This window comes from Aquimarina algiphila (assembly GCF_007489275.1).
Taxonomy (GTDB): Bacteria; Bacteroidota; Bacteroidia; order Flavobacteriales; family Flavobacteriaceae; genus Aquimarina; species Aquimarina algiphila.
The window spans coordinates 1-15,463 of record NZ_VLNR01000056.1 but is presented as its reverse complement, the minus strand read 5'-3'; the positions used below and the strand labels follow the sequence as shown (position 1 = coordinate 15,463).

Genomic DNA, 15,463 nt, shown 5'->3' with positions numbered 1-15,463 from the left:
ATATTGATGTTCCTCTAATTTGAAGATACAGCGGATGATACCGGTATCGTAGAATTAAATTTAAAAAGCTGTACTTTATTATTAAGATCACTTAACTTAAATACTTTTGTTTCTTCTTTTTGGTTTTTTCGTCCCCAATTCTTGTAAACTGTCGCTTTCAAATAAGTTGGATCATATTTTTTGTTTCCCAAATATGTCATATTAATAAGCCAATCTCCACTATTCATATCATATATAAAAAACTCTTCAGAAGAATATCCTTTTGCTTTTTGATCTGCAACACGTTCGCTATTCTTTTCCATAGAATGTTCATAAACAAATGAATTTAATTTTGGATCAACAAATTCAAATTTAAATTCTGCTTCAGAAGTATTCCACTCAAAAACCACTCTTAAATCACTTTCTGGATTATTTTTTTTATCCTTAGGAATGAAAACTTCTTTTATTTTGGCAACCTTCTTTTTTTGTAAATACAAAGATTTCATCTCATTATAAACAATCTGCTCTATACCTTTATCCTGCAGCTTATTACCTCTTTGTAAATATCTAAGATACATATCCCAACCTTCTTTATATTGCTTGTTTTTTATATAAGCATTTGCAAGATCTCTAAAAGATTGTGTGTAAGATGATCTTAAAAAAGCAATTTTATAATATACTTTTATTGCTTTCGACTTCTCTCCTAACTCTTGATACGTATATGCCAAAGCTTTTAATGCCTCAGGATTTTGATCAAATGCTTCTTCCATATCTTCTAGCACTGCCAAAGACATTTTTTTATTTCTTTTCTCGATTCTAAAGAAATTAGAAACATCTAAATAAAAACTAGGTGAATTCTTATACTGAGCAGATAAATCTTTATAAGAATCATATAATTCTTGATTTGGTACACGCTCCAATTTTTTCAAATATTCAGTATTAAATGAAAAGTCTCTATATGGCAATGCATCATTTTTATATTTAGATTGATTTCTAAAACCCAATTGCTGTTTTAATACTTCAGATTTTGAGGCTCCTTTTGTTCTTACAACAATTACTCCTGAAGCGCCTCGCATCCCATATAAAGTGGTTGAAGCCACAGATCTAAGGACAGCAACATAATCTACATCAACCAGATCTACATGCGGAGGATTATTTTCAAAAATCATCCCATCAATATCCCATAACGCAGTTTTTCTGCCAGAGAAAGTACCTGTAGGTCGTATTCCAAAACTTCCATATCCACTCAAAGCTAACTGATTTTGCAAAGACTGGGCAATATTCCCAGAACCTAACCACAAATCTTTACCCTCTATAATCTGAACAGCATTTGAAAAACTTCGTCTATCAATATCCCCGTAAGCCGTTGAAACTTTTGGTCTTTTTTGTTTTTTTGTGCCAAAACTCTTCACATTTTCATCTCCTTCTACCAAAACTTCTTCTAAATCACTTACTACTTTGGCCATTTTTACATTTAAAAAATCAGTCACATCTTCTACCACTATCTCGACGGGTTTCATTCCAACAAAGGAATATTGAATAACTTCTTTTTCTGATGCCTGAAGAGAATATTGCCCCTTTTTATTAGTGATAGCTTTTCTATCTGTTCCTTTTACGAAAATATTCACATTATTTAATGGTACATTATCATGAGTTACATATCCGGTTATTTTATTCATCGAGGAAGGTTGTCCAAAAGAAAGTGAATAATTTAAAAATAAAGTTAGCCCTATAAGGATTTTGGTAATACTGTTTTTTTGTAATAACATTTTAGTTGAATTTTGAAGGTTATGATATGTTACATTCCTATTAAATTTACTGAAGAAATCCCTCAGATTATAATATAGAAATGTTAATTAACTAATTTTATGAAGCCATTAAATCGCACTTCGTTTTCGCCTCCTAATTTACTGGCTAGCAAAATGATACCTACTTATTCTAGTTAAGAAAACCGCCATTAAGTTTTAGCAATCTCATCTTATAATTTTGATTGCATAGCTTAAAAAGTTTTTTCTCTTAGGGTAAATTTGCTTGTCTTAAATTCTTATATATTGAAGCTTTAAGATAGGTAGGTTCATACTTTTTGTTTCCTTAATAAGTTATATTAACCGACCAGTCTCTTTCTTCCAAATCATATATAATAATTAGTATTAGCTTAAAAACTAAATATCTCCTCAATGGTATTGCGCACATAATTAGATAATTAGCAAAAAACCTATTAGTTTTAATGCATCAAATATTTTGCCACATTGTGTCATAAAAATTTTTATTTATAATTTTTATGATTTTATTAAGAATATATACTAGAATCTAATGATTGAAGAAAGTATTATTGATTAATATCCTGCAGTAGAGAGTTTTGAATTAAATTTTAACAACCCCATCTTATATTCTTTTCTTTGAAGTTTGAATACCTTTATTTCCTGAGTTTGATTGATTCTCCCCCAATTTCTATACACAGTAGCTTTTAGATAGGTAGGTTCATATTTTTTATTTCCTTGATAGGTGATATTAATATATAATCGGCAAAACCAAAAGTGCAAAAAAAATCGTTAATGCACGCAACTTTTTTGATAGATTATTTTGATAAAAAAACCACTCATATAGAGTGGTTTTTAAATACCATATAAACACTATTTAAATCATGTTGTCGTGGTAGTCCATTTAAAGAGCATCATATCGGTATAACTTGATTGATGATTGATATTCGTCTTACGTTCTACAATGGTTGCTTCATAAAATGGATTTACACCTCCTGTATTGGTTTCAATCCACTCACAAAGCTCTACAATACTGCTTTTATTTGAAGTGAAGTAAAAATACTTTTGCTCTATAAGCACTTTTAAAACATCCAAGTAATCTTTTAATCTCCAATAGTTTTTATATGTTGTACAGTCTGTAGATAAATAAGGAGGATCAACCAAAAACACGACATGTTCATGGTTTTTATAAGTTTCAAATAATTGTTTGTAATCTATGCTTACTATTTCTAATCCATCCAGATAATCATCTGCTAGGGTAATATCTGACTTACGCACTCTATTATAGAAACTTTCCTTTTTTAAAGCTTCAATACTATTCGCATAGTTCTGACTGAATAGCACATTTGAGGAAATGGTAATATAATCTATATACCCCTTCTCTTGTGCAATACGATCGATAATCTGTGTTTTAATATCATTATCAATCCTTGATTTATTAGCTATCCCTTCAACTAATACCCGTATGTCAGCCAAAAGTTCATTTGTTTTGGGTATTGCCTGTAATCGCTCTCTAAAATTGTCGTAATCATTATAAACTACTGTTGCTTCAGGATGTATATCCTTAGCAGTCCTACTCAGCAAGCCGCTACCCCCGAACAAATCAACATAGAAGGCCGGAGCCCTTTGTTTTGAAAGTTCTTCTTTAAATTGCTTGATAAAATTTCGTTTTTGCCCTTGAAACGGCAACGGTGCCGTTGTGTACATCTTTGTCATTTTTTGTTTACATTTTCCCATTATTATTCCTTTTGTTTTCCTCTGTTTTTTTACTTAATATCAATTCATTTTTTTGTCTACTTTTTTAATTAATATCCCTATTTTTGTTACATCTCACCACAAACCAAACACACCAAGGAACCAGAAGATTTTAGTCCTCCAGTCGCTTGGTGCGCTTGGTTTAAAAAGTGGTGAGATATTTTTTAAAACTGGAGGACTTTTTTACTACCTCCTTAAGTAAGCTACAATCCTTTAAACATTATAAAAGCTAATCCATAATACGGCGGTCTGTTCTCATGGGCAGCATTACCACCTTTTGAGTTAGTTGTAAAAGCATGGTTATGAGTACCCGCATAACTCATATTTAAGGTATGTGAGTGACTTCCTGCTACTGTTCCTGATTGTCTAGCTCTGTTACGACCTTCTATTCTAAAATGCACTCCTGATCCTCCATTTACTCCATTTTCATTTGGTACGGAATGGCTGTGACTACCTCCTGAGTAGGTTGATCCTGTATGCCTGTGATTTCCCCCACTACTGGTGTTTCCATCATGATAATGCGAAGGCATTTGGTTTTGGGTTAGTGTTACTTGGTCTGATCCACCTTTTGCACCAACATTATAAGAACTTCCTGCACCTACTATAAACCTATTTCTTAAGTCAGGAGTACCATTTGCACCATCGCAAAGCGCCCATCCTTTTGGAATACTAGTAACGGAACCACTCCACATGATTATTGATCCTATTGGCATGGATAACTCTGTAAGTGGTGTGAAACTTTTTAGAAGATCAAAGTTAAATGACTCCAGGCCATCGGTACCACATTTAGCATACCTTTTAATATATGCACGTTTTAGGTCTAGATTTCCGTCATTATCGTTGTCCTGGTTATAGGCCACTTCTTGTACATCCTCATATATACTTACCGTCTCATTGAACGTCCCTCCTGAAAACGGAAGGTATTCACCATTATATACAATGGTACCATCGGTAATATTATCACCGACTACCTGGACACCTTCTAAAATAAAGGTTTCACCTCCTAATGCTGTTAATGCACTTATTGCTTTTCCATAAGCTTCCTGTAAAAAATTAAACGTGGTGGTTGTCACGGGAAACCCTCCACTATATAGTTCTACTCTATCCATGTTATACTATATGTTTTTGATGCTAGTTTATATTCATTAATTAATCCTTTCATATCACTTAAAATCCCCTCTAAAGCTATAGTGGAAGATGGTTTTAAATCGATAGGCACATTTACTATAAAATCGTCCTGTCCTCCAATTAAATCTTCATCGCTGTATATGTATTCTGTACCGATATAAACAGGTAACTCCTCTTCAGGAGTATATACATATAAAGCTTTCAGAAACACCCCATTTTCAATATAAATACGTCTTAATTCGTTATCAAAGGCATCGTTCAACACTTTTTGTAAATAGCATACCTGTGAATTATGACTTAACTTATAATTTACCTGTTTACGATACTTTAAAAAATTATTGTAAAGCTCTCTTATCGGTGTAATCAGTACTTGTAACCACATGAAGAGCTTAACCCTTCTTAAAAATGTGGGTAACAACCAAACAATTAATTTGTTGTAATCTATTATGTATATTTTATCAAAGTTCACGAGGGATGTAGTTTATTATTGTATTATCCAAGTCCAAACGCATATACCCGGCTCTTGCTATATAGGTTTCGTCTATAATTTCATAATCAAAATTTCCATATTTAGAATAGGTCTCCCGTATCTTAGGAATTTTTACCCCCTCTACATTTTGCAAGTAATCGGTAAGTTTGGTTAGTATCAATTCCCCGTTAAATTCGAGGGTATATAAAAACTCATTGATAGCGTTTATAACTGGGGTATTGTCAGTACCATCTTTTCGAGTACCATCTTGCCATAGTATTTGTGGGTCGTATTGTATTTCTAAAACCAGTTTTAAACTATCATGAGGCAAAGAAATATATTGTATATACGTTCCTGCATCAGCAACCAAGAACATATACGCTTTAAAGGCTTCCATCTCAGGAGTTGTTAATGGCACTAATTGCCCATTTTCTTCTTTGGCGAGCTTCAACTCTAAAAAACCATGACCATTTATGATTTTTCGGATAACGGCTACATGCTTTATGATTTTACTTTTCAATATCTCTGATACTTCTATATCAGAATTATTGTAATAATCTGTTTGAGATACCAAAGCATGCCCATATTGAAAAAGTAACGCCTTTTTTTTGTACCAAAGGAAATTATGTATTTCGTTTTCTGCTATCTTTTTATCAGTCTCTATGATATGAATATCAAAAAGCTTTTCCAGAGTCCAGATAGCAAAAGCAACAATATACACCCATAACCTCCATATTGCTACTTTTGAAGTACTGGTCAGGTCTGTTAAAGTACTTTGCTCATTGATGGTTAACACCTTCAACCCTAACTCCACGGTATGCGTTTTTTTATCTAAAATGCTTTGCTGTATATCGTTTAATGTTCTTGCCATTGATACTTATTTAAGATGTTGGACTTTCCATGTACTCTATTTTTATGTTTACAAGCTTTTCTGCCTCTGGTAGTAGGAAAAAATACGTAAGCCCATCAGCATCAAATACGATATTATTTTCGCTATCAAAGCCAATTTTATTTTTTGGAACTAAATAACTATTTCGTTTGGATGAAGTATATTTCCCTTCCCTGACTACTGTTGTATCACCTTCGTTTATATATTCAGAATAGGTAAAACTATTACCAAAAACTATGGATGTTCCAAACGTTTTTATTTCCTGAGAGGTAGCTACATTGGTACATGTTAAATCTGATTCTTTTGTATTGACAAACCTCATACCTACACCTGCTAATCTCGGGTCTATATTATCAATGAGAATTTCCGGGGTGCTACCATCAAAATTAAAAGCTTTAGTATCCGTAGCATTTCCGAAAAATTCAAAAGTGCCGGAAAGGGAAAAGTCACTCCTTCCATCTTTTATAGATACAATTCTTAATGCTTTACGACCAGTATTAACCGGATCGTCAATACTCTCTACAGACATTTCTATATCGCCTTGAATATAGGTCGTATAGGAGATAGAAACATCTATTATAGTATCATTTTGATTCATAGGATTTGATAAAATGATTCTATTCGGGTCTAAGAATTCTTCTCCACCAAATCCAAAAAATTCCTCTATAGGTCTATTTTGCTCTAAACGTGTTTTTGTTGTGCCTGCTGATACTTCTTCTATAGTATCAAAAAGATCGGAATAGTGATTTTCATTAGGAACAAACCCATCTTTCCAAAGTTCTTTTTGTTCTGCAATTGTTTTGGCCATTGTATTGTCTATTAATTATTTTGTTTCCTTTTATCTTCCTATTGGTGTTACCCCTATTATATCCGTTCCAACACCTTGGGGTATTTCTGTATATTCAATATAGAGTAACTTGTTTGTTGGTATTTTATATCCTGTTGTGGTAATTACATTTTTTGTATGGTTAAAAGTTCCTGCATTCTCACCAATGAGTTTTGCCAAATCTTGCCTAGCTATTTGCCTTGTATTATTTGGCGGCAATCCATCTTCCCAAAGTTCTATACGCAAATATTTTTCTACATTTAAAGCATGAGTAAAGGTATAGTTAACCTCAAGCTCAGGAGTGGGTATAGCAAGCAATACACCATATACTTTTTTACCGAAATACCTATAGTTTAGAAATGCCGGGGTATTTGATAAATTGTATACTGCTAAGTCAGGACTTATATTGGCTAGTTTGTCCTTTTCCTCTTGACTAAAATTGGTGTCAGACAACCCTTTACCATCTACTTGATTTACTTTAAGGTTCAAATCTTGGGTAAGCTCATCAACAATCATTTGTAACCCTTCTATAAAGGAAACAGGCTGCGAAGTAGGAGGAGTATAATTTTGTAAACCTTCCAATTTATCCTTTTCACCTTGACTAAAATTAGTATCAGACAATCCTTTACCGTCAATGGTATCCACTTTACCCAATTGTAACCCACCAATAGCATCAAGGATACCCGTAAGCTGCTCTACTAATCCGTCAATATATCCGATAGGCTTGGATACATCAGGAATGAATTTTTCAATAATTAATTCTTCCTTGTCTGAAAATACAAAAGTAATATCTCCTTTGTCATTTACAGTTTTACCTACTAATACTTCTCCGTTATCCTTATGGTGAAAACTATCCCAAGCATCATGAAATTGTTGCTGGGTGGGTACATCTCCGGTTTCAAACCATGTTTTTATTAAATGTAGTGGCTTTTTCATCCAATTATAAACGTTTGTTCTGTTATCATTACACCTATCCCTTTATCATCGGGAGAGACCTGACCCCCGGTAGAACCAGTTACCGGTTTTATATTATAATTTTGATAATATCCCAGTATATCCGGATCATATTCCTCACTTTTAGGAAGTATAAAATCTTCTCCGATACCTGGTTCTGAGGTTATCCCTAATCCATTGCCTAATGCAAAATCAAAGACCGCGGTGATACTCCCGTACTCCTGTAGGGTAATATCCAGTACGTTTTGTCTTTCTAAAATGGTCGTTTCCATCAATTCTCGTGTGCTTTTCTGTAGGCATCAAACTCACTTTTTAAGGTTCTGTATTTACCTTTCCATAAATCAAGATTAGTACGGAGTTGTTTTATTTCACCTTCCAATTCGCTGAATTTTTCATCATAGCGCTTTTTTAAATCGTCTAAGGCTTCCTGATACAAGTCAACTACTTGTTGCTGGCTTTGTATTTCTGCCTGTACCAATTCTTGTTTTCGTTTTTTTCGTTCTGCCCATGCACTAAATAAGCCTCCAGCTCCAAAGAGGAAACCCAAAATGCTTTCTATATGGTTTGTTAAAAACTCTTTCATTATATTTCGATGGTTAATTGTTCAATTGTTCCGTTAATATTAGGGTTATCATACCCATCGTATTTTAATTGCACTTTCAGATCACGTAAAAATTCCGCTTTTGAAAGTGTAGTTTTCTTCAGGTATCTGGAAGCTCCAAAACCAACCAGTGGCCACTGTTTATATTCTCCTTTATGCGCCCTGAATATATCCTGTACATGTTGCTGGTCACTAGCCTCGATCACAAAATCACCGTTTTCGATTTTGATATCGTTGTTTTCATCCCTGGCGATATCTTTTCTTTGTGTTGCCATACTACTGAATTTGCCCAGTTCCGGTAACAGCACCACCACTAACACTGGTACCGGTCACAATTACTGTTGCTGATTTCACATAAGTCTCGATTGCCCTGGATAACTGATCCGCATACTTTTCAATGGCGGCCTCCTGATCCGTATCATTTTTAAGGTCATTTAAAATCCCTTTTATATCTTTCTTTAAAAGTGCTGTTACTAGTGCCATTAGATAAATAATTGTGTTGTTTTACTTTTTAACTCTTCAAACTTAGTTTTGTCTGCCGGTGAAAAATCCCCTGGTCCCGATGGAGTCGTTATAATTGCATTAATAAGGGTGTCAAATCCATTGCTAATAATATCTTTCAGGTTTACAGCTTCATTTTTAATAGTAAACTTGCCTTGCTTTACTTCAAACTCAGCCCCTTGTATTTTTATTTGTACGCTATCAATCTCACTATAAGCTATGATTACGGCCTCACTGATATCATTTTCAATAATGGCACATAGTACTTTGCTTCCTTGTTTTGGTGTGATCCGCATATACTGGTCAATATTCCCTATAATAGAATGATAGCGCACCCCTAATAGTTCCGGGAGTTCTTCCCTGGACACATCACAATCCAGTTCCCTGACCTGGGTCACGGTTCCCAAAGTCACTATCATTTTTTCATTTTGCTTTCCTTTTGCCTCTATAATCTGGCTAAATACTTCTTCGACTGCTCCCATTTAAATACCTTTTAAACCCTATTTAATTTACAATCAGTACCCCAGTTGTTACACCCAAAGCCAAACCCACAAACCCCCAGACAAAACCGCTACTTTTTCGTTTACTTTTGAATTGTAATTGCTCTTTTAATATTTGATGTTGTTGCCTTGAAAGTGTTATTTGTTTCCTGGTCGTTTCCAGTTGTGACTGCATATGCATTATGATGCTATCCTTTTGCTCCTGGAGATAGAGGCATTTTTGTAAATTTTGTTCTACTTCTCCAGAGATAAGCCGGTCATAGTCCAGTAAATCCAGGTTGATCTTTTTAGCTACCTGAAAAGACAACGTAATACTATCAATTTTAATAACGTTTTGTGAGTGAGTTTGCCAGGCTATCAGTATCAGTAATATGAAGTGCATTTTTTTTGAGTTTCTCATATTTGATATTGTTTTTATGAATATGTTCAACATTTTGATATAAAGATTCTTCCAGGGATTTGATTTCTTTGTTTTTATTCAAGACAAGAACCTCCAGACTATCCAGTACCGCTTGATTTTTTCTTTTGATATGTTCCAGGCTGATCATTTGTACCTGGTAGATTTCGTCTATTTTTTTTTCATTCCGGCGATTCTCAATACCTTGTTGTATCCCCTGGATAATCAGGATCACTAATAGCACCAAGATTACCCCTATGAATATGTTAATCCTAGTGATCATTCCTATATACTTTAATTAGGTTCTTTATTATCTGGACATAAGTATCAATTGCCCTTAGACTATTCATTCTTACACAATCATATGCATTAGAGCCGAAAAATGGTTCCAGTATCAGCGTTGTGGCTTCAGGGTAATATACCGCAGCAAATCCTCGTTGGGATTTTCCATGTAACGGCTTTGCACCCCTGTTTTTTATCTTCAGTTCTTCCTCTATTAATTCACAGAAATACCCGGCCAATGCTTTCGCACTTTCATTCTTAAAATAATACAGCGCCTCACAACCATTTGCCTGTGGTGATTGCGAAGCATTAAAATGTAACTCCAGTACCAAATCAAATTTTTCACGGTTGATCTGCTTGGCCATTCGTTTGACCATACCTGTATATCCAGTATTATAACTATCGTAATAAAACACGGTAGCTACGTCCTGGAGTTTTTCAGCAACAAGCTTGTTAAACCTCCATTCGGTTGGTATACTTAAATAAGGAGATTTTGCTCCTTGTTTTCGTTTTGTATGCCCTACAATAATTGCTGTTTTCATAGTTTTAGACTTAGTTTATTTTCTCTTAAAAAGCCGTCACTTCCATTAAATTTAATAGTCACCCCTTCAATTAAATACCGACCATCACGCTCGCTGTATTTGGGTGCAGTAATCTCAATGGCGTCACCGGGCTTGGTTCTTGGTATTCCCCAACCTGGGATATTCCCCTGGTATCCATCAAAACTCAGGCTTTTGTAATTTTTTTCAGCGAGGTTTTTTAATTCCTCCAGGGTTTTATTTGAAAAATGTAAGGTGCGCTGTGCACCACCCTTATCTCCAAACTCCGAAAAAATCCGACCTCCATCGGTATTGATACTAATTGCCTTTAGTAAGAGTTTTACATCTTCTTTTTTGACAAACTTTAGATTGTTCGATTTTGCTCGAACGTTTTTATTCAGAACAAAACGGTGGTTTTGTGTTGGGATCAACGAAATCGGAAAACCTACATGTAATACCTTATCTTTAAAATAGCTATGCAAGCCGTAATTTTTACGTAATAGCTCAAGCACCTGGAACCCGGATTTATTATTAATGGTAAACTTCTGAAGGTTTACATCATCGATCACCTCATGGGTGTATTCCGGAGCGATATAGTTTAACAACTCCATAAGGCTTGCACTAGCAAATGTCCTGGTAAAATTATTTTTCTTCAGCAGGGTCATTTCATCCATGCACTCAATCTTAAGGGGGATATCCGCACCAATCTTGGTGATATATCCGGAAAACTCTTCCTCCAGGTTACCGTCATATCCTAATTTAATAGATACCGGGTCATCGACTTTTATATACTCGGTGATATTGCGTTTTTCCAATGAACCTGGTTTCCCTGCTATTGTAGCCCTGTTAAAAGCACGGGGCACTACAATAGTTGCGGTATCCGCTAGCTTTTTAATGGATGACATAATGGTGATACTATTGACCCGGTCAAATACCACCTTGCCAATAGTCACCTCACAATTCATATTGTAATACAAATACTGCATAACTACGGGTTTAAAAGCGTGAATTCCACAGGTCGTATACTTCTGGCTTGCAGGGAATATTGTACCGTATCCTGGTACCCCTGAATCCCTGTGATCTCGATACCTTTAAAGTATATACTAGCGATATCCTTGTCAAAAAACTGAGTCCCGGATACTTCCACAACCCCATTATATTCGAATAATTGGTACAATTGGTTGATCCTTTGCTCCGGGTAATGGTGGTTTTCCACATCAATTAAAAGCCCTCGCATCCTGATCTCCCATGGACGGGTTCCCCAATGTTCCACTACAATGTTATCGTTTTCATTTGTAGGGGTTTCGATATCCGCTTTCTGACGACTAAAACTAATAATAGGGGGCGGTGCCAATATATTTGCTATGGGTTCATCAGGAGTACTGACAAAAGGAAGGGCAGCGAAATTAATCTCGCTGCCTGAATATATAAATTTGATATTTTCAAAATCAGGATCTATAGTGTCAAATGAGGTCAGTTCAAACCCTTTTTCATCTTGTGACAGGCTCGCTCTTGATGGCAATTGCCCTGCAAACAAAAGTCCGAATGCTGCCAGGTACCGACTGCTCAAATCAATGGCTATAGTTTGTTTTTCTATCATATTAGTTTCCCTTCTTTTAAATCTCCTAATACTCCTTTTTCAGCCAAAAAACGGACTTGTGCCCATTTCTCCGCCCATACGGTATCGTTTAGTTGCTCCGGGTATGGGATGTGAAGTACAAAACTGATGTAGGCATCAATTTTCATAATCACATCCTTATAATCACTATGATGGAGGCCGGAGCAGTCCTCCGCTAGAACTTTTTTATTCTTCCTTCTCTAATCGGGATAAGTTCAGCCAGCATGGATACAGCCGTCATAAAAAGAGCGTCATCCACCATAATGGTCTCTTTATCCGTTAGCACGCATTGTTTAATAAGAATCTCCTGGGCTTTTTTAGGGTTTACATCGATATACTTCATATACTGGGACATCACCGCTCTTGTGGGAATACACGCCAATACCTCCATATAGTCAGTATTCATGTCATCGGTAGGAATCTCCAGCCATTTTAGTTTATCCTCACCATATTCTTTTTTAAAATTTTCGCGTTGCTCTTTTGTTAATTTTGCCATGATTTTTAATTAAATTAGGTTGTTATATTTGATATCCAATACAAATAGATCGTACTGTTTATTGAGTCCCATGTCCCCAGTTACTTCCCGGCCTTGTTTCATAAATTTGGCGGTAATGGTGTCATTGATAATCACATTATATAGATTGATATAGGTTACATTGATATTAAATGGTCTTGCCGACAATAGATCACCTCCCACGGCAGCTTCCAGGACTACAGCATCATGCATCATCATTCGTATGGACGCGGTATGGGTTATTTTTCCCTGGCTCCATGATCTTGCATTATTTTTTAACGTATGGTTTAACTGGTGTTCTTGCTCTGTGTCGTAAGTGATTTCAAGAATATCAATAGGGGTGCCGTTAATGGTTACTTCTACATCACCACTATCATATGCCTTACTGTTTTTTATTACATTCCCCATTATACATTGGTTTTTAGGTTAATACTTCCTTTAATTTCCCCAACACTTCCATAGGGCACTATCGTAAAATCTGTACCTAAGTTTTTCTCAACAACCAAGTCGCTATCAGGGTCAACAGTGGTTTTCCCGTCTGTTATTTCTTTACGTAAAATCATATCCCCTAGCACGGTGTCCCCTATATCTTCAAAGTTTTTGATCACTCCAACGGGCAGTTTTCCGGTTTTCGGGTCTACGGGATGTGAGGTTTTTATCTTAGGGAGCAGTGCCGTTCGTAACAGGCGTATCGCTTTATCCAGGGTTCGCCCATATGCGATGGTATGCTCATTTACATTCCCCTCGGCATCCAGTATAATCTCTGTGCACGTATGGTCATTATTCCAACGTACCCCTGATAGCCCGGTATAAGTCATCCCAAAAATATATCCTTTATCTTCCAGGGTTTGCAGATCACTAAATACATCTACATTTTTCTGGTGAGAAGAAAGCCCGGGAACCAGCCAAGCTTTACGGGTTGCATCGGTAAGTCAAAACTTTCGTTTTCCCCGATATTTTGGTTAATCCTTGCTTTGGACAATGTCCCTAAAGCGGTACCTACATCTGCCATTTTTTGAGCATTACCGGTAAGCCCCTCGGCATATGTCCAGTCCTGACCAATAACAAGGCTTACTTTTGGGGCTTTTAAATTGGGTAACTTTCTCAGATCAATAACTGAAGCGGCCGGACTGGCATAATCATAACCTTCCAGTAGTATCTGGCATGGCATATGCCGCTCAAACGCCCATTTTGCCAACCCTTGTGCCATAGCAATACTATTGTACACATCATCCGGTAATCCGTTAAGGTGCGTGGTGGCTTCTGTTGGGTTTACAGCAATAGCAATTTGCCTGATATTCCCCATAGCCTCAATGAGCAATTTTTTCCCCAATTCCTCCTGGGTATCTTCACACATGGCCACCATGGTCGTTGCCTGTGGAACCAGCATAAGGTGTAATTCTTTGCCTTCACCAGCCATACGGTAAAATTCTTTGATATGACGGTATAGATTTACACCATTAGCGGTATCAAATTCGAGTGAAATCCCTAGGTTTTTCACATCTACCATATTATAGAGTTTGGTAGCTTTACCATGAGCGAGCCCTGCCGGAGCCGGGCTGGCAATCACCAGCCCGGAGATAGCATCGCCAGTGGCAATGGTATTGGCTCCGATCTTACCCTTTTTTATATCTACTCCATCTAAATCTGCCATTATTTCTCAATGATTTGGGTTAATGCTCCTTTCTCAAACTTATAAGAGGTCTGTGGGTTTATCTGAAAAACACCTTCCGCATTCTTCTTACCTACTTTGGCTTTATCACCCACCTTTGGGGCATCTCCCTGGGAAAGCTCAACAAAACAAAGTTTACTTTGATCGGCTGCCGTTATGATCAGTTTTTGCGGAGCTTTATCCTGTGTGTCGAATACCATTCCTATGGTGATTTTTTCCACTTCTTCAGCGTTCTCTACGCTATTAAGGGCTAGGTTATGAGATGTGAAAAAATTACCGTGTTTGTTTACATAAAGTGTATCCAATTTAAATGGGGAACTTTCAAATATCCGTTTTGCCCTGGCTTTTAATTTCTGGTTCATTTTTGAAGTTTTTAAAGGTTATACATCCGCTGATACAATAGCACCCACCGCACGCTCCTTTTTTGGAAGTACGATATAATTATGTCGCGCATTATATAACCATGCGTGGTTTTGGGTGGTAGGCTCATCCGCATAGTTTTTGGTAAGCCCTGAAGCGCGGAACATGTCTAAAGAGAAATAAGAAACAGACCCCTGAACGTCTCCAGCTTCGATAACAGCCCCAAAACTTTTCTTTTTAAGGGTAGAAAGAGTGTAATACGGGCAATCGATATACAGATACGTCTCAAAACCAAACAAGCGTTGTTTTAACATCCCTGCTTCATCGTAACTTAAATGATCCGTAGTTTTTTTTGCATCTAAACACTCAAAAAGTAAATCATTGTAATGCTCAGAGGATAATACCAGGGTACGTCCCATTAATGGTAATTTCAGATCATCATATTGTTTTTTATGAGTTGCAACATCTTTAAGTACAAACCTTCTTCTCCCTGTACCATCATCCGCGCCAGTTGTGACCAGTATTGGAGTAGTTGGTTTTTCCTCATTAGCCCCCAGTGCATGTACAGCCTTATTGTGTTTACTCACCATAATTGGAGATTCCTATGAAATTGACCCGGGTATTCCTGTTTAAATAGAGCATAGCAAAACAGTTCCCAAAAGCGTGTTTATTTCAGTGTTAAAATTACGATTTTTTTCTTTTTCTTCTCATCGACTCTC

General features: G+C 36.2%; 23 protein-coding genes. All 23 read right to left on the bottom strand.

Annotation, left to right across the window (positions count from 1 at the left end):
* Positions 1-14: 14 nt before the first annotated feature.
* Entirely contained in the window at positions 15-1,748 is a 1,734-nt protein-coding gene (locus tag FOF46_RS21905) for a carboxypeptidase-like regulatory domain-containing protein (protein ID WP_109438152.1), read from the bottom strand.
* 873 nt (positions 1,749-2,621) lie between these two features.
* Positions 2,622-3,446: a DNA adenine methylase gene (locus FOF46_RS21895; RefSeq protein WP_244299705.1), complete on the bottom strand. Its 825-nt coding sequence runs from the start codon at positions 3,444-3,446 to the stop codon at positions 2,622-2,624.
* Positions 3,447-3,697: 251 nt separating this feature from the next.
* A complete protein-coding gene (locus FOF46_RS21890) occupies positions 3,698-4,603 on the bottom strand; it encodes a hypothetical protein (protein ID WP_143917921.1) in 906 nt (301 codons plus the stop codon).
* Entirely contained in the window at positions 4,591-5,004 is a 414-nt protein-coding gene (locus FOF46_RS21885) for a hypothetical protein (protein ID WP_143917920.1), read from the bottom strand. The genes FOF46_RS21890 and FOF46_RS21885 overlap by 13 nt, the downstream gene beginning before the upstream one ends.
* 76 nt (positions 5,005-5,080) lie before the next feature.
* Positions 5,081-5,962: a nucleotidyltransferase gene (locus FOF46_RS21880; RefSeq protein WP_143917919.1), complete on the bottom strand. Its 882-nt coding sequence runs from the start codon at positions 5,960-5,962 to the stop codon at positions 5,081-5,083.
* A gap of 10 nt (positions 5,963-5,972) precedes the next feature.
* Positions 5,973-6,788, bottom strand: a complete 816-nt coding sequence (locus tag FOF46_RS21875; protein ID WP_143917918.1) for a hypothetical protein — start codon at positions 6,786-6,788, stop codon at positions 5,973-5,975.
* Between the two features lie 30 nt (positions 6,789-6,818).
* Positions 6,819-7,742, bottom strand: coding sequence for a hypothetical protein (locus FOF46_RS21870; RefSeq protein WP_143917917.1), 924 nt, complete (start codon positions 7,740-7,742; stop codon positions 6,819-6,821).
* Positions 7,739-8,032, bottom strand: a complete 294-nt coding sequence (locus FOF46_RS21865) for a hypothetical protein (protein ID WP_143917916.1) — start codon at positions 8,030-8,032, stop codon at positions 7,739-7,741. Before FOF46_RS21865 ends, FOF46_RS21870 begins: the two co-directional genes overlap by 4 nt.
* Complete coding sequence (locus FOF46_RS21860) at positions 8,032-8,343, bottom strand: hypothetical protein (protein ID WP_143917915.1); 312 nt, start codon at positions 8,341-8,343, stop codon at positions 8,032-8,034. Before FOF46_RS21860 ends, FOF46_RS21865 begins: the two co-directional genes overlap by 1 nt.
* A complete protein-coding gene (locus FOF46_RS21855) occupies positions 8,343-8,636 on the bottom strand; it encodes an oxidase (RefSeq protein WP_143917914.1) in 294 nt (97 codons plus the stop codon). Before FOF46_RS21855 ends, FOF46_RS21860 begins: the two co-directional genes overlap by 1 nt.
* Before the next feature lies 1 nt (position 8,637).
* On the bottom strand, positions 8,638-8,844 hold the full coding sequence (locus FOF46_RS21850; protein ID WP_143917913.1) for a hypothetical protein: 207 nt from the start codon (positions 8,842-8,844) through the stop codon (positions 8,638-8,640).
* Positions 8,844-9,344 carry a hypothetical protein gene (locus tag FOF46_RS21845; RefSeq protein WP_143917912.1) on the bottom strand — a complete coding sequence of 167 codons (501 nt, stop codon included), beginning with the start codon at positions 9,342-9,344 and terminating at the stop codon, positions 8,844-8,846. Before FOF46_RS21845 ends, FOF46_RS21850 begins: the two co-directional genes overlap by 1 nt.
* A gap of 22 nt (positions 9,345-9,366) precedes the next feature.
* A complete protein-coding gene (locus FOF46_RS21840; protein ID WP_143917911.1) occupies positions 9,367-9,744 on the bottom strand; it encodes a hypothetical protein in 378 nt (125 codons plus the stop codon).
* Positions 9,686-10,042 carry a hypothetical protein gene (locus FOF46_RS21835; protein WP_143917910.1) on the bottom strand — a complete coding sequence of 119 codons (357 nt, stop codon included), beginning with the start codon at positions 10,040-10,042 and terminating at the stop codon, positions 9,686-9,688. The genes FOF46_RS21840 and FOF46_RS21835 overlap by 59 nt, the downstream gene beginning before the upstream one ends.
* Complete coding sequence (locus FOF46_RS21830; protein ID WP_143917909.1) at positions 10,032-10,583, bottom strand: N-acetylmuramoyl-L-alanine amidase; 552 nt, start codon at positions 10,581-10,583, stop codon at positions 10,032-10,034. The genes FOF46_RS21835 and FOF46_RS21830 overlap by 11 nt, the downstream gene beginning before the upstream one ends.
* On the bottom strand, positions 10,580-11,566 hold the full coding sequence (locus FOF46_RS21825; RefSeq protein ID WP_143917908.1) for a hypothetical protein: 987 nt from the start codon (positions 11,564-11,566) through the stop codon (positions 10,580-10,582). The genes FOF46_RS21830 and FOF46_RS21825 overlap by 4 nt, the downstream gene beginning before the upstream one ends.
* Positions 11,567-11,568: 2 nt before the next feature.
* Positions 11,569-12,150, bottom strand: coding sequence for a DUF6046 domain-containing protein (locus FOF46_RS21820; RefSeq protein WP_143917907.1), 582 nt, complete (start codon positions 12,148-12,150; stop codon positions 11,569-11,571).
* Positions 12,151-12,373: 223 nt separating this feature from the next.
* Positions 12,374-12,694 carry a hypothetical protein gene (locus FOF46_RS21815; protein WP_143917906.1) on the bottom strand — a complete coding sequence of 107 codons (321 nt, stop codon included), beginning with the start codon at positions 12,692-12,694 and terminating at the stop codon, positions 12,374-12,376.
* A 9-nt stretch (positions 12,695-12,703) separates the two neighbouring features.
* On the bottom strand, positions 12,704-13,120 hold the full coding sequence (locus tag FOF46_RS21810) for a hypothetical protein (protein ID WP_143917905.1): 417 nt from the start codon (positions 13,118-13,120) through the stop codon (positions 12,704-12,706).
* Positions 13,120-13,566 (bottom strand): DUF2586 family protein, encoded by a 447-nt coding sequence (locus tag FOF46_RS32980; protein ID WP_262713263.1) that lies wholly within the window; start codon positions 13,564-13,566, stop codon positions 13,120-13,122. Before FOF46_RS32980 ends, FOF46_RS21810 begins: the two co-directional genes overlap by 1 nt.
* A 14-nt stretch (positions 13,567-13,580) precedes the next feature.
* Positions 13,581-14,366, bottom strand: a complete 786-nt coding sequence (locus FOF46_RS32975; protein ID WP_143917903.1) for a DUF2586 family protein — start codon at positions 14,364-14,366, stop codon at positions 13,581-13,583.
* The gene (locus tag FOF46_RS21795; protein ID WP_143917902.1) at positions 14,366-14,746 is read right to left on the bottom strand and encodes a hypothetical protein; all 381 of its coding nucleotides are present in this window, start codon (positions 14,744-14,746) and stop codon (positions 14,366-14,368) included. The genes FOF46_RS32975 and FOF46_RS21795 overlap by 1 nt, the downstream gene beginning before the upstream one ends.
* Positions 14,747-14,764: 18 nt before the next feature.
* Complete coding sequence (locus FOF46_RS21790; RefSeq protein ID WP_143917901.1) at positions 14,765-15,334, bottom strand: hypothetical protein; 570 nt, start codon at positions 15,332-15,334, stop codon at positions 14,765-14,767.
* Positions 15,335-15,463 lie beyond the last annotated feature (129 nt).